This window comes from Prescottella subtropica, assembly GCF_005434945.1.
Lineage (GTDB): Bacteria > Actinomycetota > Actinomycetes > Mycobacteriales > Mycobacteriaceae > Prescottella > Prescottella subtropica.
Genome location: NZ_SKCH01000006.1, coordinates 174,637 through 193,022, shown reverse-complemented (window position 1 = coordinate 193,022; position 18,386 = coordinate 174,637). Strand labels below are relative to the sequence as shown.

The 18,386-nt window shown below is 72.2% G+C and carries 14 protein-coding genes; 8 read left to right on the top strand and 6 right to left on the bottom strand.

What is annotated here, in order from left to right; all coding sequences use genetic code 11:
• The first annotated feature begins 56 nt into the window (after positions 1–56).
• From nirD to E0497_RS08790, 3 genes are read left to right on the top strand one after another with little or no spacing between them, the layout of a single operon-like run.
• Entirely contained in the window at positions 57–482 is a 426-nt protein-coding gene (gene nirD, locus E0497_RS08800; RefSeq protein WP_137724408.1) for a nitrite reductase small subunit NirD, read from the top strand.
• On the top strand, positions 479–1,633 hold the full coding sequence (locus E0497_RS08795) for a uroporphyrinogen-III synthase (RefSeq protein WP_137724407.1): 1,155 nt from the start codon (positions 479–481) through the stop codon (positions 1,631–1,633). Before nirD ends, E0497_RS08795 begins: the two co-directional genes overlap by 4 nt.
• Complete coding sequence (locus E0497_RS08790) at positions 1,630–2,346, top strand: sirohydrochlorin chelatase (protein WP_137724406.1); 717 nt, start codon at positions 1,630–1,632, stop codon at positions 2,344–2,346. Before E0497_RS08795 ends, E0497_RS08790 begins: the two co-directional genes overlap by 4 nt.
• Here the strand turns inward: E0497_RS08790 and E0497_RS08785 are convergent.
• The 3 genes from E0497_RS08785 to E0497_RS08775 all read right to left on the bottom strand — a co-directional run bounded on the left by E0497_RS08785 (position 2,300) and on the right by E0497_RS08775 (position 5,903).
• Positions 2,300–3,100: an acyl-CoA thioesterase domain-containing protein gene (locus tag E0497_RS08785; RefSeq protein ID WP_137724405.1), complete on the bottom strand. Its 801-nt coding sequence runs from the start codon at positions 3,098–3,100 to the stop codon at positions 2,300–2,302. The two genes, E0497_RS08790 and E0497_RS08785, sit on opposite strands and share 47 nt — an antisense overlap.
• 95 nt (positions 3,101–3,195) lie before the next feature.
• Complete coding sequence (locus tag E0497_RS08780) at positions 3,196–4,515, bottom strand: RCC1 domain-containing protein (protein WP_137724404.1); 1,320 nt, start codon at positions 4,513–4,515, stop codon at positions 3,196–3,198.
• An 80-nt stretch (positions 4,516–4,595) separates the two neighbouring features.
• Positions 4,596–5,903, bottom strand: a complete 1,308-nt coding sequence (locus E0497_RS08775) for an RCC1 domain-containing protein (RefSeq protein ID WP_161987402.1) — start codon at positions 5,901–5,903, stop codon at positions 4,596–4,598.
• Positions 5,904–6,119: 216 nt separating this feature from the next.
• On the opposite strand from E0497_RS08775, the gene E0497_RS08770 reads away from it, so the two are divergent.
• The 3 genes from E0497_RS08770 (at position 6,120) to E0497_RS08760 (ending at position 8,658) form a co-directional block, all read left to right on the top strand.
• Positions 6,120–7,109 (top strand): R2-like ligand-binding oxidase, encoded by a 990-nt coding sequence (locus tag E0497_RS08770; protein WP_277751672.1) that lies wholly within the window; start codon positions 6,120–6,122, stop codon positions 7,107–7,109.
• Positions 7,110–7,176: 67 nt separating this feature from the next.
• Positions 7,177–8,214 (top strand): hypothetical protein, encoded by a 1,038-nt coding sequence (locus E0497_RS08765; protein WP_137724401.1) that lies wholly within the window; start codon positions 7,177–7,179, stop codon positions 8,212–8,214.
• Positions 8,215–8,304: 90 nt separating this feature from the next.
• A complete protein-coding gene (locus E0497_RS08760) occupies positions 8,305–8,658 on the top strand; it encodes a PLDc N-terminal domain-containing protein (protein WP_137724400.1) in 354 nt (117 codons plus the stop codon).
• Between the two features lie 12 nt (positions 8,659–8,670).
• Here the strand turns inward: E0497_RS08760 and E0497_RS08755 are convergent, their stop codons facing one another.
• The 3 genes from E0497_RS08755 to E0497_RS08745 are packed head-to-tail and all read right to left on the bottom strand — an operon-like array spanning position 8,671 to position 11,562.
• Positions 8,671–10,431, bottom strand: a complete 1,761-nt coding sequence (locus E0497_RS08755) for an NTP transferase domain-containing protein (RefSeq protein ID WP_137724399.1) — start codon at positions 10,429–10,431, stop codon at positions 8,671–8,673.
• A gap of 55 nt (positions 10,432–10,486) precedes the next feature.
• Entirely contained in the window at positions 10,487–10,783 is a 297-nt protein-coding gene (locus E0497_RS08750) for an MGMT family protein (protein ID WP_137724398.1), read from the bottom strand.
• A gap of 2 nt (positions 10,784–10,785) precedes the next feature.
• Positions 10,786–11,562, bottom strand: coding sequence for an alpha/beta fold hydrolase (locus E0497_RS08745; protein ID WP_170312915.1), 777 nt, complete (start codon positions 11,560–11,562; stop codon positions 10,786–10,788).
• Positions 11,563–11,618: 56 nt separating this feature from the next.
• Here E0497_RS08745 and E0497_RS08740 point away from each other — a divergent pair, with 56 nt between their 5' ends.
• Together E0497_RS08740 and E0497_RS08735 are read left to right on the top strand one after the other, a co-directional pair.
• A complete protein-coding gene (locus E0497_RS08740) occupies positions 11,619–14,945 on the top strand; it encodes an ATP-dependent helicase (protein WP_137724396.1) in 3,327 nt (1,108 codons plus the stop codon).
• Positions 14,942–18,340: an ATP-dependent helicase gene (locus E0497_RS08735; protein ID WP_137724395.1), complete on the top strand. Its 3,399-nt coding sequence runs from the start codon at positions 14,942–14,944 to the stop codon at positions 18,338–18,340. The genes E0497_RS08740 and E0497_RS08735 overlap by 4 nt, the downstream gene beginning before the upstream one ends.
• The last annotated feature ends 46 nt before the right edge of the window (positions 18,341–18,386 follow it).

Below are 18,386 nucleotides of genomic sequence, written 5' to 3'. Positions count from 1 at the left end.
TTCGTACAAATAAGTCCTGCAGTCGGTGAAGGTCTGCAGTGACAGGGAGGACCGCCATGACCATTCGTGACATCGCGACAGTAGGTTTCCCGGCGCGCGGCGGCGTGCTGGAGTCGGTGCCGGACGGCCGGCTCGAATGGACGTCCGCCTGTCTGCTCAGCCGGCTCATTCCCGGATGCGGGGTGGCGGTGCTGCTCCGTGGCGGCGAGCAGGTGGCGCTGTTCCTGCTCGACGACGGCACCCTGCGTGCTGTCGGCAACATCGACCCGTTCGCCCGGGCGGCGGTGATGTCCCGCGGACTGGTCGGGGACCGGGCCGGGGAACCGATCGTCGCCTCACCGCTGCTCAAACAGGTGTTCTCGCTCGTCGACGGACGGTGTCTCGACGACGGGTCGGTGCGACTGCCGGTGTACGACGTCCGGGTGTGGGCGGGTGTGGTGCAGGTGCACAGCCCCCTGCGGATCGGGGCGGGGCGCGGATGACGACGGCCGAGTTGGCGGGCTTCACCGTCGGGGTGACCGCGTTCCGGCGGGCCGACGAGTTCGTCGCGCTGCTCGAGCGACGCGGGGCGACCGTCGTCCGTGCGCCGGCCATCCGGATCGTGCCGCTCGCCGACGACACCGACCTGGCCCGCGCCACCGACGAGGTGATCGCCCGCCCGCCGGACGTCACGGTCGCGATGACCGCCGTCGGCTTCCGGGGATGGATCGGGGCGGCGGACGGGTGGGGCCGCGCCGAACCGCTGCTCGCGGCCCTCGGGGCCGGCCGGATCGTCGCACGTGGTCCCAAGGTGACGGGCGCGGTGCGGGCCGCGGAACTGCGGGAGGCCTGGGCGCCGGCGTCGGAGTCCTCGACCGAACTGCTCGACCGGCTGGTCACGGAAGGTGTTGCGGGACGGCGTATCGCGGTCCAGTTACACGGGGAGACGACACCGTGGGAGCCGGGTCCGGACGTGGTGGCGGTGCTGCGTGCCGCGGGGGCGGACGTGATCGCGGTGCCGGTGTACCGGTGGACGCGACCCGAGGATCCCGCCGCCGTCGACCGGCTGATCGCCGGGGTGTGCGCGGGTGGCCTGGACGCGGTCGCATTCACCAGCGCCCCCGCGGTGGCGTCGATCCTGCAGCGCGCCAAGGACACCGGAGTTCTCTCTGATCTCCTCCACGGATTCGGGGAGCGGGTACTCGCCGCGTGCGTGGGGTCGGTGACGGCGGCACCGTTGACAGCCCTCGGTGTGCCCACCACGATGCCCGAACGTTCCCGGCTGGGGGCGCTGGCCCGGCACCTCACCGGTGTCCTGCCGCAGCGGGCGCTCCGGGTGCGGGCCGGGGACCACGACCTGCGGGTGTGCGCCGGTTGCGTCGTCGTCGACGACCGCGTCGTGCCCCTGTCGCCGGCCGCGACGGCGTTGCTGCGCCGGCTCGCCGAACGGCCGGGGGTGGTGGTGTCCCGCGCCGACCTGCTGGCCGCACTGCCCGGCGGCAGCGACGACCCGCACGCCGTGGAGACCGCGATCGCCCGACTGCGCAGCCACCTCGGGGCCCCCGACGTCGTGCAGACCGTCGTCAAACGCGGGTACCGGTTGGCGATCGCGCCGGACGACTACGACCGACTCGCCGAAACCGGCCGGCCGTGACAGTCCCGGCTCTCGTGCTCGTCGCGCACGGCACCCGCAGCCGGTCCGGGGTGGAGACGGTGGCGGCCCTGGCGGACGCGGTCGCGGCGCGGGTCGGCCCGGTGCGGACGGCATTCGTGGACGTGTTGGGGCCGTCACCGTCCGAGGTGCTGTCGGGTCTGTCCGGGCTCGCGGTGCTGGTGCCGGCGTTCCTGGCGTCCGGCTACCACGTGCACACCGACGTGCCGCGTGAAGTGGAGTCGTCCGGGCACCGGCGGGTGACGGTCACCCGCGCACTCGGCCCCGACCCGGTCCTTGCCCGGATACTCGAACACCGGCTGCGGGAATCCGGTTGGCGGCCCGGGGATGCCGTCGTGCTGGCGGCCGCGGGATCGTCGGATCCGCGGGCCCGCCACGATGTGCGACGGGCCGCGGCGCTGCTGTCGGCGCGGGTGCGCCGCGACGTCCCGGTCGGCTACATCGCGACCGGGACGCCGACCGTCGCCGACACGGTGCGGGCACTGCGGACGGCGGGGGAGCGGCGGGTGTTCGTGGCGTCGTACCTGTTGGCGCCCGGCCTGTTCCACACCCGACTCGCCGACGCCGGAGCCGACGGTGTCACCGCCCCACTGGGTGCGCACGATGCGATCGCCGACCTCGTGGCGCAGCGGTACCGGCGGGCCGCGCTCAGTTCGCGAACCCCACCTGCCGTTCGGCATTCGACAGTGCCGTGACGATGCACGTGCCGATCGGGCCGCGCCGGTCGAACATGGTGGTGGAGCCGACGGCGACACCGTCGACACTGATGTGGTTGTCGGCCTCGAGCCCGATCTCGGGACCCTCGGGGAGCCGGGACAGGGCGAGGGTGAGGTCGGCGTTGATGTACCCGACGCCGGCGCTGCCCCAGTTGGTCATGAGGCTCGTGGTCTCACCGACCATCGCGGCCCGCACGAACGGCGACGGCTCCTCGCCGGCGACGACGGGAACCTGGTACTGCCACAACCGTTTCCGGCTCGACCCCTGATGGTCGACGAGGGACGGCGACCAGCCGTCGGGGTGCTCGTCGCTGCCGATCCACGGATGCGACGGCGCCTGCAACGGCTGCAGCAGCGACAGCGGCGGCGGCTGCGGGACGTCCGGCCGGGTCCACGTCTGCCCGGGCGGTTGGACGCCGCGGCGCAGGAACACCACCGATGCGCGGGCCACCGTCTCCCCGTCCTGCACCACCTCGGCGTCCGCCAATCGGATCCGGTTGCCGTCCCGCACGCTGCGGGTCACCACGTGCAGCACCTGGGCGCGGGCCGGCCGGAACAGGTCGACCGTCAACCGGGCCGGAACGAAACCCTCGGCGCCGTGCTCGTTCTCGACGGCGCGTGCCAGGATGCCGGTGATCGCCGGCCCGTTGATCATGTCCGGTGACCACTTGCTGATACCCAGCTCGAGCGGTGCGAACCCGTCGCCGTCTCGGCGCAGGAACCCGATGTCCATCAATTTCTCCCCTGTGTCGTGATTCGTCACCGGAACATACGACACCGGGGGAACTCCGTGTGCGGAGTTTCCCCGGTGTGGCGTCGATCGGTCGGCTACGACCCGGCTGCCGTCTCGACGGACAGGACCGTGGAGGTCACGAGGGTGCGGGCCAGTTCGGTCAGGGAGGTGGACAGGTTCGACGAGGCGGCCGAACCGGCTGGTGTCGGTTCGGGTGTGACCTCGAGGGTGACCGGAAGATCGGTGCTACCGGCGCTGTTGGTGGCGGTGACGGTGAAGGTGAATGTTCCGCCGGTGGTGGGTGTGCCGGACAGCAGACCGTCCGTCGAGAGGGTGAGTCCGGCGGGGAGGTCACCGGTGTGGGTGACGGTCGGGGCTGGCTGCCCGGTGGTGGTGAAGGTGAACGAGTACGGTTCTCCGGCTTTCGCTGCCGGTGGTGTCCCGGTCACGGTGGGGGCGGTCTTCGGAGCGTCGACGGCGATCGAGTGGTAGTCGCCGGCGGCGACGGCGGTGTAGCCGTCGCCGGTGGGGAGGTCGTCGCGTTGGTCCCAGGTGGTGTTGCCCCAGGCGGTGATGTAGCCGTCGGCGGTGAGGGCGACCGAGTGGAAGAGACCGGCGGCGATGGCGGTGTAGCCGTCGCCGGTGGGGAGGTCGTTGCGTTGCCCGAGATCGTTGTTGCCCCAGGCGACGATGTGTCCGTCGGCGGTGAGGGCGATCGAGTGGTTGCCGCCGGCGGCGACGGCGGTGTAGCCGCTGTCGGTGGGGATGTTGTCGCGTTGTCCCCAGCTGTGGTTGCCCCAGGCGACGATGTGTCCGTCGGCGGTGAGGGCGATCGAGTGGTCGTAGCCGGCGGCGATGGCGGTGTAGCCGGCGTCGGTGGGGATGTTGTCGCGTTGTCCCCAGCTGTTGCCGCCCCAGGCGACGATGTGTCCGTCGGCGGTGAGAGCGATCGAGTGGTCGTAGCCGGCGGCGATGGCGGTGTAGCCGGCGTCGGTGGGGATGTTGTCGCGTTGCCCGGCGCTGTTGCCGCCCCAGGCGACGATGCGTCCGTCGGCGGTGAGGGCGATCGAGTGGTTGCCGCCGGCGGCGACGGCGGTGTAGCCGCTGTCGGTGGGGATGTCGTCGCGTTGCCCGGCGCTGTTGCCGCCCCAGGCGACGATGCGTCCGTCGGCGGTGAGAGCGACCGAGTGGCCGGCGCCGGCGGCGACGGCGGTGTAGTCGGAGCCGGTGGGGATGTCGTCGCGTTGCCCGGCGCTGTTGCCGCCCCAGGTGGTGATCGTTCCCGGCACGGGCGAAACGTTCGAGGGTGTGGCCGTCGCCGGCGCCGCGGCCAGGGACAGGGTGACCGCGGCGGCGGTGGTGAGCAGTGCGAGCCTGCGTAGCCAGGGGCGTCGTGGTGGAGAGAGAGTGTGCATGTGAACCGTCCTCGGTAGGGGAGACGGGTTCGGGGAGAGCCTGCGCGTTCCCCGAACCCGTCGTTTGTTCGGTTGGTCGGCTAGGACCCGGCTGCGGTCTCGACGGACAGGACCGCGGAGGTCACCAGGGTGCGGGCCAGTTCGGTCAGGGAGGTGGACAGGTTCGCCGAGGCGGCCGAACCGGACAGTGCCGGTTCGGGTGTGACCTCGAGGGTCACCGGCAGGTCTGTCGTGCCGGCGCGGCTGGTGGCGGTGACGGTGAAGCTGAATGTGCCGCCGGTGGTGGGGGTTCCGGTGAGGACCCCGTCCGGGTTCAGGGTGAGCCCGGCGGGCAGGTCACCGGTGTGGGTGACAGTCGGGGCCGGGTGTCCGGTGAGGGTGAAGGTGAACGAGTACGGTTCTCCGGCTTTCGCTGCCGGTGGTGTCCCGGTCACGGTGGGGGCGGTCTTTGGGGTACTGACGGCGACCGAGTGGTAGTCGCCGGCGGCGATGGCGGTGTAGCCGTCGCCGGTGGGGAGGTCGTTGCGTTGCCCGTAGCCGTTCTCGCCCCAGGCGGTGATGTGTCCGTCGGCGGTGAGGGCGATCGAGTGGAAGTTGCCGGCGGCGATGGCGGTGTAGCCGGTGCCGGTGGGGATGTCGTAGCGGTAGTTGCCCCAGGCGGTGATGCGTCCGTCGGCGGTGAGAGCGACCGAGTGGTCGCCGCCGGCGGCGACGGCGGTGTAGCCGTCGCCGGTGGGGATGTCGCGGCGTTGCCCGACGCTGTTGTCGCCCCAGGCGACGATGCGTCCGTCGGCGGTGAGGGCGACCGAGTGCTTGCCGCCGGCGGCGATGGCGGTGTAGCCGCCCCCCTCTGGGATGTTGTCGCGTTGTCCCCAGCTGTTGTTGCCCCAGGCGGTGATGTGTCCGTCGGCGGTGAGGGCGATCGAGTGGTAACGGCCGGCGGCGATGGCGGTGTAGCCGCTCCCCTCGGGGATGTTGTCGGGTTGCCCGACACTGTTTCTGCCCCAGGCGACGATGCGTCCGTCGGCGGTGAGGGCGACCGAGTGGTTGGCGCCGGCGGCGATGGCGGTGTAGCCGCTGTCGGTGGGGATGCCGTCGCGTTGCCCGAAGCGGTTGTCACCCCAGGCGGTGATGCGTCCGTCGGCGGTGAGGGCGACCGAGTGCCTGTCGCCGGCGGCGATGGCGGTGTAGCCGGCGCCGGTGGGGACGTCGTCGAGTTGCCTGTAGTCGCTGTTGCCCCAGGTGGTGATCGTTCCCGGCACGGGTGAGACGTTCGAGGGTGTGGCCGTCGCCGGCGCCGCGGCCAGGGACAGGGTGACCGCGGCGGCGGTGGTGAGCAGTGCGAGCCTGCGTAGCCGGGGGCGTCGTGGTGGCGAGAGTGTGTGCATGCAAACCGTCCTCGGTAGGGGAGACGGTTCCGCCGTGCAGGGTGTGGTGATGCGCACCCCGACGTGCGTAACCGGACGAACCGTACCGCGAATCCTGCTGTGGCGTCGGAAATTTCTTCCGAATTGTCGGCACACATCGGTGTGCACACCGATGTGCAGGAAGTGCCCCCGGCTGGGCCGTCCACGCACTACCGTGGAAGACATCCAGGGGTGCCGATGCGGAAGCAGGTGTCGTCGATGACCACGACCTCGGTGGACCGGCAGGGTTTCAGTTCGTTGCGGGCCGGCGGCCTCAACTGGGACGCGTTCCCGCTGCGGCTGTTCGTGAAGGGCAACGGCAAGTTCTGGGATCCGGCAGACATCGACTTCACGCAGGACGCTGCCGACTGGGCAGCGCTCAGCGATGAGGAGAAACGCAGCTCCACCTACCTGTGCGCGCAGTTCATCGCCGGCGAGGAGGCCGTCACCGAGGACATCCAGCCGTTCATGCGGGCGATGGCCGCCGAGGGCCGGTTCGGCGACGAGATGTATCTGACGCAGTTCTGTTTCGAGGAGGCCAAGCACGTCCAGGTGTTCCGGCGCTGGATGGACGCCGTCGGCCTCGACTCGGACCTGCACCCGTTCGTCGCCGAGAACCCGCACTACCGCACCCTCTTCTACGAGGAACTGCCCCGGTCGCTGCGGATCCTGGAATCCGATCCCAGCCCCGCCAACCAGATCCGGGCCTCGGTCACCTACAACCACGTCATCGAGGGCAGCCTCGCGCTCACCGGCTACTACGCGTGGCAGCGGGTGTGCACCGAACGCGGCATCCTGCCCGGCATGCAGGAACTCATCCGCCGCATCGGCGACGACGAGCGCCGGCACATGGCGTGGGGCACGTTCACGTGCCGCCGGCACGTCGCCGCCGACGACAGCCTGTGGGACGTCGTCACCCAGAGGATGGGGGAACTCCTCCCACACGCGCTGAACATGATCCAGTGGGTCAACGACCAGTTCGAGGAACCCCCGTTCGGGATCGCACCGCAGGACTTCCTCGACTACGCCGCCGACCGCGCCCAGCGCCGCCTCGGCGCCATCGAATCCGCGCGGGGCCGGCCCGTCGAGGAGATCGACCTCGACTACTCGCCGGAAACCCTCGAGGACACCTTCGGGGTGGAGGATGCCGCAGCGCTCGCCGAGGTCGCCGCCGACCGACCGGCGTGACCTGCGTCTCTCGCCCGGTCGCCGTCTCAGAGAGCGCTTAATCCGCGTTGCTACCCTTCGCGGACCTATGAGCGCACACGACATTCCCCGCCGCCGCCTGTCCGCCCGGCAGATCACTGCCCTGCTCGTCGTCGCCACTGTCGCGGTGACGGCCGTCGCCCTGTGGTTCGTCCTCGGCAAGGGCGACGCCGCGCCCGTCGCCGAGCAGCAGGCCACCGAGCAGCCCGCCGACAACGGGGATGCCGCCGCGCTGGCGAAAGCGCGCAGCAACCTGTCGCAGGCCAGCCTGCCGCTCTCGCTCCTCGGCGGCGGCGTCGACCAGCTCGTCGACGGTGGACGTCAGCTCGACGACGGCGCCAACCAGCTCTCCGCCGGTATCGGCCAGGCCCGTGACGGCGCCCAGCAGCTGTCCGACGGGCTGAACTCGCTCAGCGGCGGCGTCGGACTCCTCGGTGACGGTGCCGGCCAGGTCAGCGGCGGCGTCGACCAGGTCGTCGACCGGCTGGGCGCCGTCGGCGGCATGCAGGCCGATGTGACCTCCTCACTCCGTCAGGTCGCCGGCACCCTCACCATCTCCCCGGACCCCGTCTCGCAGGGCGCGGCGTCGCGGCTCACCGGCCTCGCCGACCGCCTCGACAACGAGGCCCTCGGCCCCGACACCCTCGCCCAGCTCGCCACCCTCAAGGACGGTGCGCGGCAGCTGTCGTTCGAGCTCAACGATCCGTCCGCGCAGTTCGTCAGCGGCGTCAACCAGATCGCCGCCGGTGCAGGCCAGCTCACCGAGGGGCTCGGCCTCCTCGACGCCGGCGGGAAGGCGCTCGCCGCCGGCACCGGCCAACTCGTCGACGGCACCGGACCCATCCCGGGCGTCGTCAAGGGGCTGTCGTCGAGTGTCAACGACGCGTCGAAGGCGCTGCCGTCGGGCAAGCCGGCCACCTCCGGTGAGGCCACCGACACCCAGGCCGCGGCGGTCCCGGACACCTCCGGGCGCCCCGCGTGGGTGTACGCCGTCGCCGGTGGTGGCGCCGCCCTCGTCGGCGCGCTCGTGTGGGGTGCGTTCGCGCTCGGACGTCGGTCATCCGACCGGATTGCGGTGACCGACTAGTTGCGCTATCTACCTTCCGGTTGGTTCCATCTACGAGCATCCGACGTCGGTCGGCTGTGTTTCGGGAGGAAACGGGGAGGGTCGGCGACCGTGCCGTATCTGGGTTTGATCGTGATGATCGTGTGGATCGTCTGTCTCGTGGACGTGATCGTCGCGGAGGAACACGCCGTGCGGCATCTCCCCAAGGTGGCGTGGGTGTTCGTGGTCCTGCTGCTGCCACTGCTCGGGTCGCTGCTGTGGCTCGTCGCGGGACGCCCCGACGGCAGCTTCCCCGGCCCGCGCCGGCCCGCCGCACCGTCCGGGTTCCCCGAATACGACCGGCCCGGACGGCACGTCGCACAGCAGTCGGGGGACGACGAGGAATTCCTGCGCCGCTGCCGCGAACGCGCCGAGGAACAGCGTCGTATCGGACGCGGACAGCGACGGAACCAGCAGGAAGACTGACGGTCCGGCGGATCAGTGCGGCAGCGGGAGCAGTTCGACGACCTGACCGTCGACTGCGCCCGGCGGCACGACCGCCAGTGCGTCCCGGCCGATCAGCCCCACCAGATGTGCGGTGCGCACGACGGTGTCCGCGTGCCAGGTGCCGTCCGCCCGGCGGGCCACCGGCACGATCCGCGTCACCGGTGCCGCCGCCTCGGACGCGTTCACGACCGCCCCCACGATGGGAACGGTCGGTGCACGGGCCGTGAGAGCGTCGACGACCACGGGCAGCATCATCAGCAGCGTCGACACCGCCGCCACCGGATTCCCGGGGAGTCCCAGCACCACCCGACCGTCCGGCAGCGCCGCCGTCACCTGCGAACCCCCCGGCCGACAGCGGACCCGCCCGACGACGATCCGGGCACCCGCCCGCGCCAGCGCGGCCCGCAACTGGTCCGCGGCACCACCCCCGGTCGCCCCCACCACGACGATCACATCGGCGTCGTGGGTGTTGCGCAGCAGGGCGTCGAAACCGTCCGCGGTGTCACTCGTGTGGGTGTCGGCGACGGTGCGAACACCACAGTGACGCAGCACCTCCGGCAGGATCGGGCCGAGCGAGTCCCGCGTCTGCCCGTCCTCCAACCGGCCGCCGCGGCGGATCTCGTCACCGGTCACCGCGACGTGCGCGCGCACCGGACCACGCACCGTGATCGTGGCGACCTCCCCGCTCGCCGCCGCCGAGACGACCGCCGGCGACACCGTCGTCCCGGACTCCGCGAGGTGATGTCCGGGCTGCCAGTCCTCGCCACGCCGCCGGGTGTCGTCCCGGACCGGGGCGTCGGCCCGGCGGTAGAGGATCGGCGTTTCCGAACTCGTGGTCGCCTTGACGAACTCGTCCCGCACCACCGCCGTCGCCCCCGGCGGGACGTGCGCGCCCGTCGCGATCCGCACCGCGTCACCCTCGGTCAATCGAACGTTCGACGACGAACCGGCGCGGCGGACCTCGGGGTGCAGCCGCCACGGACCCGGCCCGGACACCGCGTAACCGTCCATTGCGGACGTGTCGACCCGCGGCAGGGCGTCCGCGGCGACGAGTGGTGCGGCCAGGGTGGCGCCGAGCGCATCCGCGGACGCAAGATCTTGCGTCGGAAGTGGTTTCACGGACAGGCGGATCGTGTCCCGAGCCGTGTCGGCGTCCATCGGCTCCGGGACGTGCGCGGCCCGTGCCCGGTCGACGTCGTCGGGGGTGTCGCAGTCGGCGACATCGAGGACCGGGACCGTGACGACCGACTCGGGGACGAGGGTCTTCACCGGCAGGTCCGCCGGATCTCCCAACACGGCGAGTCGGGCCGCGAGCGCCGCCCGCCGCCACACACCGAGGAGATACTGCGTGCGGTCCGCGCCGTCCACCGCGAACACGGCGTCGGCGTCCGGATGCGCGACGAGTACGTCGACCAGTTCCACGACGACGCGACGAGTCACGGTGGGCAGGTCCGACGCCAGGACCACCACCAGGGCATCCGGGGTGTCGGGCAGCCCGTGCACACCCGCCGCGATCGCGGCCACCGGACCCGATCCGGCCGGCACCTCCCGGACCTGCACGATCCGGGCGGGGAGGTCCGGGCGGTGCGGTCCGACGACGGTCACGTGTCGGCAGCCGGCGACGGCAGCGAGCGCGGTGTCCAGCATCCGTCGGCCACCCACGACGATCGCCGGTTTGTCGACGCCACCCATCCGGGTGGCGCGGCCGCCCGCGAGGACGATCGCGTCGACGGGAACGGCGAAGGTGCGCATTCGCCCATCGTGCCGCACCGGGTTCCCGGAGTCGCCGACGGTTGCCGGCGGCGTGTCAGAACCGGTGCCGGGCACGGACCAGGTCGACGCGTCCGTCCCGGATCGGGACACCCTCGAGTTCGAGCCGCGCCACCTGCCGGTGAGCCAGGTGCGGTGCGGGCCGACCGGACGCACCGATCACCCGATGCCACGGCAGGTCGGCGGCATCGGTGCGCATGATCCAGCCGACGGTGCGCGGCGACGACAGCCCCGCCGCGGCCGCGATGTCACCGTACGTGGCGACGTGCCCGGCCGGGATCGACGCGACCAGATCCCGGACCCGTTCGATCTGCTCGTCGGTGGTGGCGGCCACGGCTAGAGCAGTTTCCGGACCAGGGCGGCGACCTCGTCGGGGGCGGCGTGCGGCACCATGTGGTCACAGTCCAGGTCGACGACCGTCAGATCCGGGCCCAGATGCCCGGTCAGCGCCGCCCGGAACGCCGGCGTCACGTACGGCGGCTGCACCCGCTGCGCCTGCACCAGCACCGTCGGCAGGCCCCGCGGTGGCAGTACGAACCCGCGGGCCATCTCACCCCACGACGCGACCACCGCCGGAATCGACATGCGCCAGCCCACCCGACCGTTCGGCAGGGCGATCAGATGCTCGGCCAGGTCGGCATCGAGGGCGTCGGTGGGGACGTCGCCCCACGACCCGTGCACCTTCTCCGACCGGGCCTCCGCGGCATCGGTGTAGTCGGGGAACTGCGCCACCAGTCCGGCGATCCGCCCCGACAGTTCCGGCTCGAGACCGATCGCCGGATCGAGCAGCACCAGTCCCCGAATCCGCTCCGGGACGGCACGCGCCAGATGCACCGCGACCGCGCCGCCGAACGAATGCGCCACCACCACGACGGGGCCGGTCGCATGCCTGTCGAGGACCCGGACCAGGTCGTCGACATGCGTGTCGAACCCCCACGGCGGCGTCCACGGCGAGCGGCCGTGCCCACGCAGATCGGGGGCGACGATCCGGGTGTCACGCAACTGATCGGCGCCGAGCGACTCCCACCGCCGGCCGTGTCCGGTGAGCCCGTGCAGGGCGAGAACCTCCGGTCCTCCGGGAGTGCCGAACAGGTGGGTGTGGAGTCCGCGCATGGCGTTCATGATGCCGGATACCCAGGATGTCGGACCCGTCTGGTGAGATTCGTGGCATGAGCGATTCGGGGGCATCCGGCAGGACGACGGTTCCGTCGGCGCGGCTCGTCGGGCGCGCCGCAGCGTCGGCTGCGGCGCGCACGTGGGCGCCGGGTCCGGCGCGGATCCTGACCGATGCTCCGCCCGGGCACGGCTGGCATCCGTGGCAGATCCTCGGCGGCCCCGGCACCGGGAAGACCTCCCTGCTCGTGGATGCCGCGGCCGCCCGCATCGCGGCCGGGGCGGACCCCGAATCGGTGCTCGTGCTCACCCAGTCGCGGCGCGCGTCGACCGCGATCCGCGAGCAGATCACGGCGGGCCTGCTGGCGGCATCGGATCCGACGGTCGACGAGCGCCCGTGGGCGACACGGGAACCACTCGTGCGGACCGTCCACTCGTACGGGTTCGCGGTGCTACGCCTGCAGGCCGCCGCGCACGGCAACCCGCCGCCCCGGCTGATCACCGGCGCCGACCAGGACGCGGTGCTGCGGGAACTGCTGCGCGGCGACATCGAGGACGGCGCCGAACACTGGCCCGAGCGGTTGCGGCCCGCACTCGGCATGACCGGGTTCGCGGTGGAACTGCGCAACCTCGTGCTCCGCGCCAACGAACGCGGTCTCGGCCCGGAGGATCTGATCGACCTCGGCCACACCCACGACCGTCCCGAATGGGTGGCGGCCGGCCGCTTCGCCACCACATACGAGCAGTCCATGCTGCTGCGCGGGTCCGTCGGTGTCGAAGCGCCCGAGGCCACCGCCCCGGCCCTCGACGCCGCCGAACTGATCAGCGCGGCACTCACCGCGTTCGCCACCGACCCCGACCTGCTGGCACGGGAACGCCGCCGCATCCGGCACCTGCTCGTCGACGACGCCCAGCACCTCGACCCGCAGGCCGCGCAACTGGTGCGGCTGATCGGGACCGGCACCGACAGCACGGCCGTCGCCGGAGACCCCGACCAGTCGATCTTCGCGTTCCGCGGCGCCGACCCGACGTTCCTCACCGGCCTCGCCGACAAGGGCGCCCCCGCGCAGGTGGTCCTCGACACCGGCTTCCGGTGCGCCCCGGAGGTCGCGGCCGTCACCGCGAAGATCGCGTCCCTGCTGCCCGGCCGGCCGCCGCACCGCGGGATGTCCGCGCCGGTCGCGGCCGACGACGACGCACCCGGCCGCGTCGTGGTCCGGGTCCTGGCCACCCCGGCCAAGGAAGCCGCCCTGATCGCCGACACCCTGCGCCGCGCCCACCTGATCGACGGGGTGCCGTGGTCTCAGATGGCGATCGTCGCCCGGTCGGTGCCGCGGGTGCTGCCGCCGCTGCGCCGCGCACTGCTCGCCGCCGGGGTGCCCGTCACCACCGCGGCGAGTGAACTGCCGCTGGCCCGCCGGCACGGTGTCGCGGGCCTGCTCGCGGTGCTGCGGGCCCTGTCCGACGGCGAATTCACCGGCGAGGACGCGCTCGCGTTGCTGTCCGGGCCGATCGGCGGCGCCGAACCGGTGAGCCTGCGCCGGCTGCGCCGCGGTCTGCGCCGCGTCGAACTGGCCTCCGGTGGGGACCGCGACTCTGCGGACCTGCTGCGCACGATCATCGTCGACGGCCCCGACGCCGACGGCGTCGCACACCTGCTGCCCGGCCTCACCGACGTCGAATCCCTGTCGCTGCGACGGGTCCTGAAGGTGCTGCGGCGGGCCAGGATTCCGCTGGACCGGGGACGGGGCATCGAGGAGGTGCTGTGGGCGGCGTGGCAGGCCACCGGGCTGGAGAAGCGCTGGGCCGCGGCGTCCGCGTTCGGTGGGCCGATCGGTGCGCAGGCCGACCGTGACCTCGACGCCGTCGTCGCACTGTTCGACCAGGCCGCCGACTACGTGGATCGGCTTCCTCGCGCCCAACTGTCCGGGTTCGTCGACTACCTCGTCGAACAGGAGATCCCGGGAACACCACGTGCGCGGACGGTGGCGGCACAGGAGACCGTGACGATCCTCAGCGCACACTCGGCCGCCGGTCGGCAGTGGCAGGTCGTCGCCGTCGTCGGTGTGCAGGAGGGGCTGTGGCCGAGCCTCGGTGCGCGCGGCACCCTGCTCGGCACCGAGGCGCTGATCGACCTCACCAGCGGCGCGGCCGAGCCGGACCCGGCGTCGCCTACCGCGTACCTGTCCCGGACCGCGCCGCTGCTCGCGGAGGAGCGGAGACTGTTCCACGTGGCGTGCAGCCGGGCCCGGTCGTCGCTGCTGGTCACCGCCGTCGACTCGGCGAGCGGTGACGAGGAACTGGTGCGGTCCCGGTTCGTCGACGACCTGCTCGGCACCGGCAACGACACTGACGACGAGGAAACCCCGGCACTGCAGCCGGATCCGAGGGTGCTGGCGATGCCGGCGCTGGTCGCCGAACTGCGCAGCGTCGTGTGCGACCCCGACCTCGCCGGTACCGACCCGGACCGGCAGCGGCGGGCCGCCCGGCAGCTCGCGCGTCTGGCGGCCGCCGGTGTCCGCGGTGCCCACCCGGACCGCTGGTACGGACTCGCGGATCCGAGCTCGAACGAGCCGCTGTGGCAGACCGCGGACGGGCCGGTGCCGATGTCGCCGTCGACGATCGAACTGATCACCAACTGCCCGCTGCGCTGGATGCTGGAGCGGCACGGCGGCAGCGACGGCGACAACACCCACGCGATCGCCGGCACCCTCGTGCACACGCTGGTGCAGGCTCTTGCCGGGAACATTCCCCAGGAGCGGGTCGACCACGCCCTCGAAACCGCCTGGGATGCCGTCGATCTGGGATCCGACTGGTATGCCCGACGGGAACTCGAACGCACCCGCGGCATGCTCGACACGTTCGCGGACTGGCTGCGCCGCACCCGGTCCGAACTCACCGAGGTCGGCGTCGAGGTCACCGTCGACGGCATCCTCGAACCCCGCGACGCGGAGAAACCTCCGGTGCGGATCCGGGGCCGCATCGACCGGCTCGAACGAGACACCGAGGGCCGGCCGGTGATCATCGACGTCAAGACCGCCAGGAACGCGGTGACGAAGGACCAAGCACAGCAGCACGCGCAGCTCGCGGCCTACCAGGTGGCGGCCGCGCACGGACTCGTCGACGGCGAACCCGCGACCGACCCCGGTGGGGCGCGACTCGTGTTCGTGGCGAAACCGCACAACAAGGACGGGGCGACGCAGCGTGAGCAGCCCGCCCTCGACGATGAGGGACTCGAACTGTGGGAGAACACGATCCACGACGCGGCAGCCGCGACACAGGGGCCGACGTTCACCGCCCGGATCAACGACAGCTGCCGGCACTGCCCGGTGCTGTCGAGTTGCCCGGCCCACGACGAGGGCCGGCAGGTGACGTCCCGATGAGCGTCGCACGCCCGCGCTCCCTCGTCGGGGCCGCCGAACTGGCCGCGGCGCTGGGACAGAAGTTCGCACCGACCCCCGAGCAGACCGCCGTCATCGAGGCGCCGATGGGGCCGACGCTGGTCGTGGCCGGTGCCGGGGCGGGCAAGACCGAGACGATGGCGGCCCGGGTGGTGTGGCTCGTCGCGAACGGACTCGTCGAACCCGAACAGGTCCTCGGGCTGACGTTCACCCGCAAGGCCGCCCAGCAGTTGACCAAGCGGATCCGGCAGCGGCTCAAGACGTTGGCGAGCCCGGAGGTGGCCACGAGACTCGGCCGCGGCGACGACTGGCGCTCACGGATCGTCGCCGGCGAACCCGAGGTGAGCACCTACCACGCGTACGCCGGACGTCTCCTCGCCGAGCACGGGCTGCTGCTGCCCATCGAGCCGTCCGCGACGCTGCTGTCGGAGACCGAACTGTGGCAGCTCGCGTTCCGGGTGGTCAGCGCGTGGGACGGTGACCTCGACACCGACCGCAGCCCCGCATCGCTCACCGAATCGGTACTCGACCTGGCCGGTCAGCTCGCCGAACACCTCGTCGCGCCCGACGACCTGACGGCGGCGCACCTCGGGTTCGAGAAACTCGTCCACACGCTGCCGCCCGGACCCCGGCAGAAGGCCGACCCGGCCAAGAGACTCCTCGACATCGTCGACGTGCAGCGCCGCCGCCTCGAGCTGCTGCCGCTGGTGCAGCGACTGGCCGACACCCTGCGCCGCGAGGGTGCCCTCGACTTCGGCAGCCAGATGTCGCTCGCGGCACGGGTCGCGTCCGCGCATACCGAGGTGGGACGCAGTGAGCGGCAACGGTTCCGAGTGGTGTTGCTCGACGAATACCAGGACACCGGTCACGCACAGCGGGTGTTGCTGTCGTCGCTGTTCGGTGGCGGCACCGATGCCGGGCTCGCCCTGACCGCGGTCGGTGATCCGATGCAGTCGATCTACGGCTGGCGCGGGGCGTCGGCCGCGAACCTGCCGCGGTTCGCCACCGATTTCCCGCTCGCCGACGGCACTCCGGCCCCGACCCTCGAGCTGCTCACCAGCTGGCGCAACCCGTCCGAGGCGCTCACACTCGCGAACATGGTCGCCGACCCGCTCCGGGACCGGGGCGTGCAGGTCGACACGTTGAAGCCGCGACCCGAAGCGGTCCCCGGCGACGTGCGTCTCGCCCTGCTCGACACCGTCGCCGCGGAACGTGAGTGGGTGGCCGACCGGATCGCCGAACAGTACGCGGTGAAACGGGACAAGGACGGAAACCTGTCCGAGACCGGGAAGCCGCCCACCGCCGCGGTGCTGGTGCGCCGCAACGCCGACGCCGCCCCCGTCGCCGAGGCGCTGCGGGCCCGCGGGCTGCCCGTCGAGGTCGTCGGGTTGGGCGGGCTGCTGCACACCCCGGAGGTCGCCGACGTCGTCGCGATGCTGCGTCTGGTGGCCGATCCGATGGCCGGCAGCGCCGCGGTCCGGGTCCTCACCGGCGCCCGCTGGCAACTCGGCGCCGCCGATCTGCGGGCGTTGTGGCAGCGGGCCGGGGACCTCGGCATCCGTTCCGGGTACGGGACGGCCGGCGCCGTCACCGATCCGGCCGCCCTCGACGAGGCCGTCGGCAGCGCCCTGCCCGGCGAGCACGCCGAGCAGGCCGGTCTCGCGGACGCGATCGCCGACCCCGGTCCGGCACACCGCTATTCGGAATCCGGGTACGTGCGGATCTGCGCGCTGGCCGCGGAACTCGCCTCGCTGCGTGAACGTCTCGGACAGCCGCTGACCGAACTCGTCGCCGAGGTCGAGCGGGTCATCGGGATCGGCATCGAGGCGCAGGCCCGCACCCGGGCGTCGGAGATCGGGGTGGCCGGACGTGAACACCTCGACGCGTTCGCGGACGTCGTCTCCGGGTACGGGAGTCGGTCGTCGGCGACCCTGACGGGGCTGCTGGCGTTCCTGACGGCCGCCGAACGCATCGAGAACGGACTCGCCCCCGGCGAGGTCGAGGTGGCGGAGGACCGGGTGCAGGTCCTCACCGTGCATTCGGCCAAGGGCCTCGAGTGGAACGTGGTCGCGGTGCCGCACGTCACGGCGGGCATCTTCCCGTCCACCCAGACGTCGGCGACGTGGCTCGGGTCGACGACCGAACTGCCGCCCGCACTGCGCGGCGACCGGGCGCACCCCGGCGAGAAGGCCGACGGCATGCCGGTGCTCGACCTGGAGAACGTCTACGACCGCAAGGACCTCGAGAACGTGATCGACGTCCACAAGGAGGCGCTCGACACCCGCCGCCTCGACGAGGACCGGCGCCTGTTCTACGTCGCGCTCACCCGCACCGAGCGGGCGCTGTTCGTGTCCGGGCACCACTGGACCGAATCGGCTCCGAAACCCAAGGGGCCCTCCCCGTTCCTCACGGAACTGCACGAGCTGATCGAGACGTGGGACGGCGATCCGCTCGCCGCGATCGAGGAATGGGCGCCCGCTCCCGAGTCCGGCACCGAGAACCCGCTGACGGCGGAGCCGCGGTCGGCGGACTGGCCGCGAGATCCGCTGGGGAAACGGCGCGACGACGTCGAGCACGGCGCGCGACTGGTGCGGGACGCGCTCGCGGCGTTGAGTTCGGTCCCGGAACGCACCGACGATCCCGAGGACACGCCGGACGAGGACGACCCCGACAACTGGGCCGCCGACGTGGACGCACTGCTCGCGGAACGGAATTCGCGTCGTTCGACGACGGACGTCGAATTGCCGGCGCAGCTGTCGGTGAGCCAGCTGGTGGACCTCGCCGCCGACCCGGACGCGTTGGCGGCACGGCTGCGGCGGCCGCTGCCGTATCCGCCGAATCCGCTGGCCCGCCGCGGTACCGCGTTCCACGCGTGGGTGGAGCAGCGGTTCGGGGCGACCCGGCTGCTCGACTTCGACGAACTGCCCGGCGCCGCGGACACCGATGTGCGGGCCGATCCGGAACTGGCGGTGCTGCAGGACGCGTTCCTGCGGTCGCCGTGGGCGGACCGGAATCCGGTGGAGGTGGAGGTGCCGTTCGAGACGTCGGTCGCGGGCACCGTGCTGCGCGGCCGGATCGACGCGGTGTTCGCCGACGCGGACGGCGGCTGGACCGTCATCGACTGGAAGACCGGTGCCGAACCGTCCGCGGAGAACGAACGGGCCGTCGTGATGCAGTTGGCCGCCTACCGGTTGGCGTGGGCGGAACTGATGGCGGCCCGGCAGATGCGGCTCACCGGGCGGCCGGTGCCGCCGCAACTCGACCGGGTGCGTGCCGCATTCCACTACGTCCGCACCGGACGCACCATCGCCCCCACGGAGCTGCCGGACGGCGATCGGCTCGCCGCGCTCGTCCGCGGCGCCGGCGCCATTCCGTGAAATCCGGTTCCGCGGTTAGGCTGCGAGCCGATGTTCGGTAGCGAGA

Coding starts and splice junctions, on each gene's coding strand:
- E0497_RS08795 (WP_137724407.1), top strand. CDS start 479: ATGACGACGGCCGAGTTGGCGGGCTTCACCGTCGGGGTGACCGCGTTC.
- E0497_RS08780 (WP_137724404.1), bottom strand. CDS start 4,515: ATGCACACTCTCTCTCCACCACGACGCCCCTGGCTACGCAGGCTCGCA.
- E0497_RS08765 (WP_137724401.1), top strand. CDS start 7,177: ATGAGCGCACACGACATTCCCCGCCGCCGCCTGTCCGCCCGGCAGATC.
- E0497_RS08735 (WP_137724395.1), top strand. CDS start 14,942: ATGAGCGTCGCACGCCCGCGCTCCCTCGTCGGGGCCGCCGAACTGGCC.
- nirD (WP_137724408.1), top strand. CDS start 57: ATGACCATTCGTGACATCGCGACAGTAGGTTTCCCGGCGCGCGGCGGC.
- E0497_RS08745 (WP_170312915.1), bottom strand. CDS start 11,562: ATGCGCGGACTCCACACCCACCTGTTCGGCACTCCCGGAGGACCGGAG.
- E0497_RS08775 (WP_161987402.1), bottom strand. CDS start 5,903: ATGCACACACTCTCGCCACCACGACGCCCCCGGCTACGCAGGCTCGCA.
- E0497_RS08755 (WP_137724399.1), bottom strand. CDS start 10,431: ATGCGCACCTTCGCCGTTCCCGTCGACGCGATCGTCCTCGCGGGCGGC.
- E0497_RS08785 (WP_137724405.1), bottom strand. CDS start 3,100: ATGGACATCGGGTTCCTGCGCCGAGACGGCGACGGGTTCGCACCGCTC.
- E0497_RS08770 (WP_277751672.1), top strand. CDS start 6,120: ATGCGGAAGCAGGTGTCGTCGATGACCACGACCTCGGTGGACCGGCAG.
- E0497_RS08740 (WP_137724396.1), top strand. CDS start 11,619: ATGAGCGATTCGGGGGCATCCGGCAGGACGACGGTTCCGTCGGCGCGG.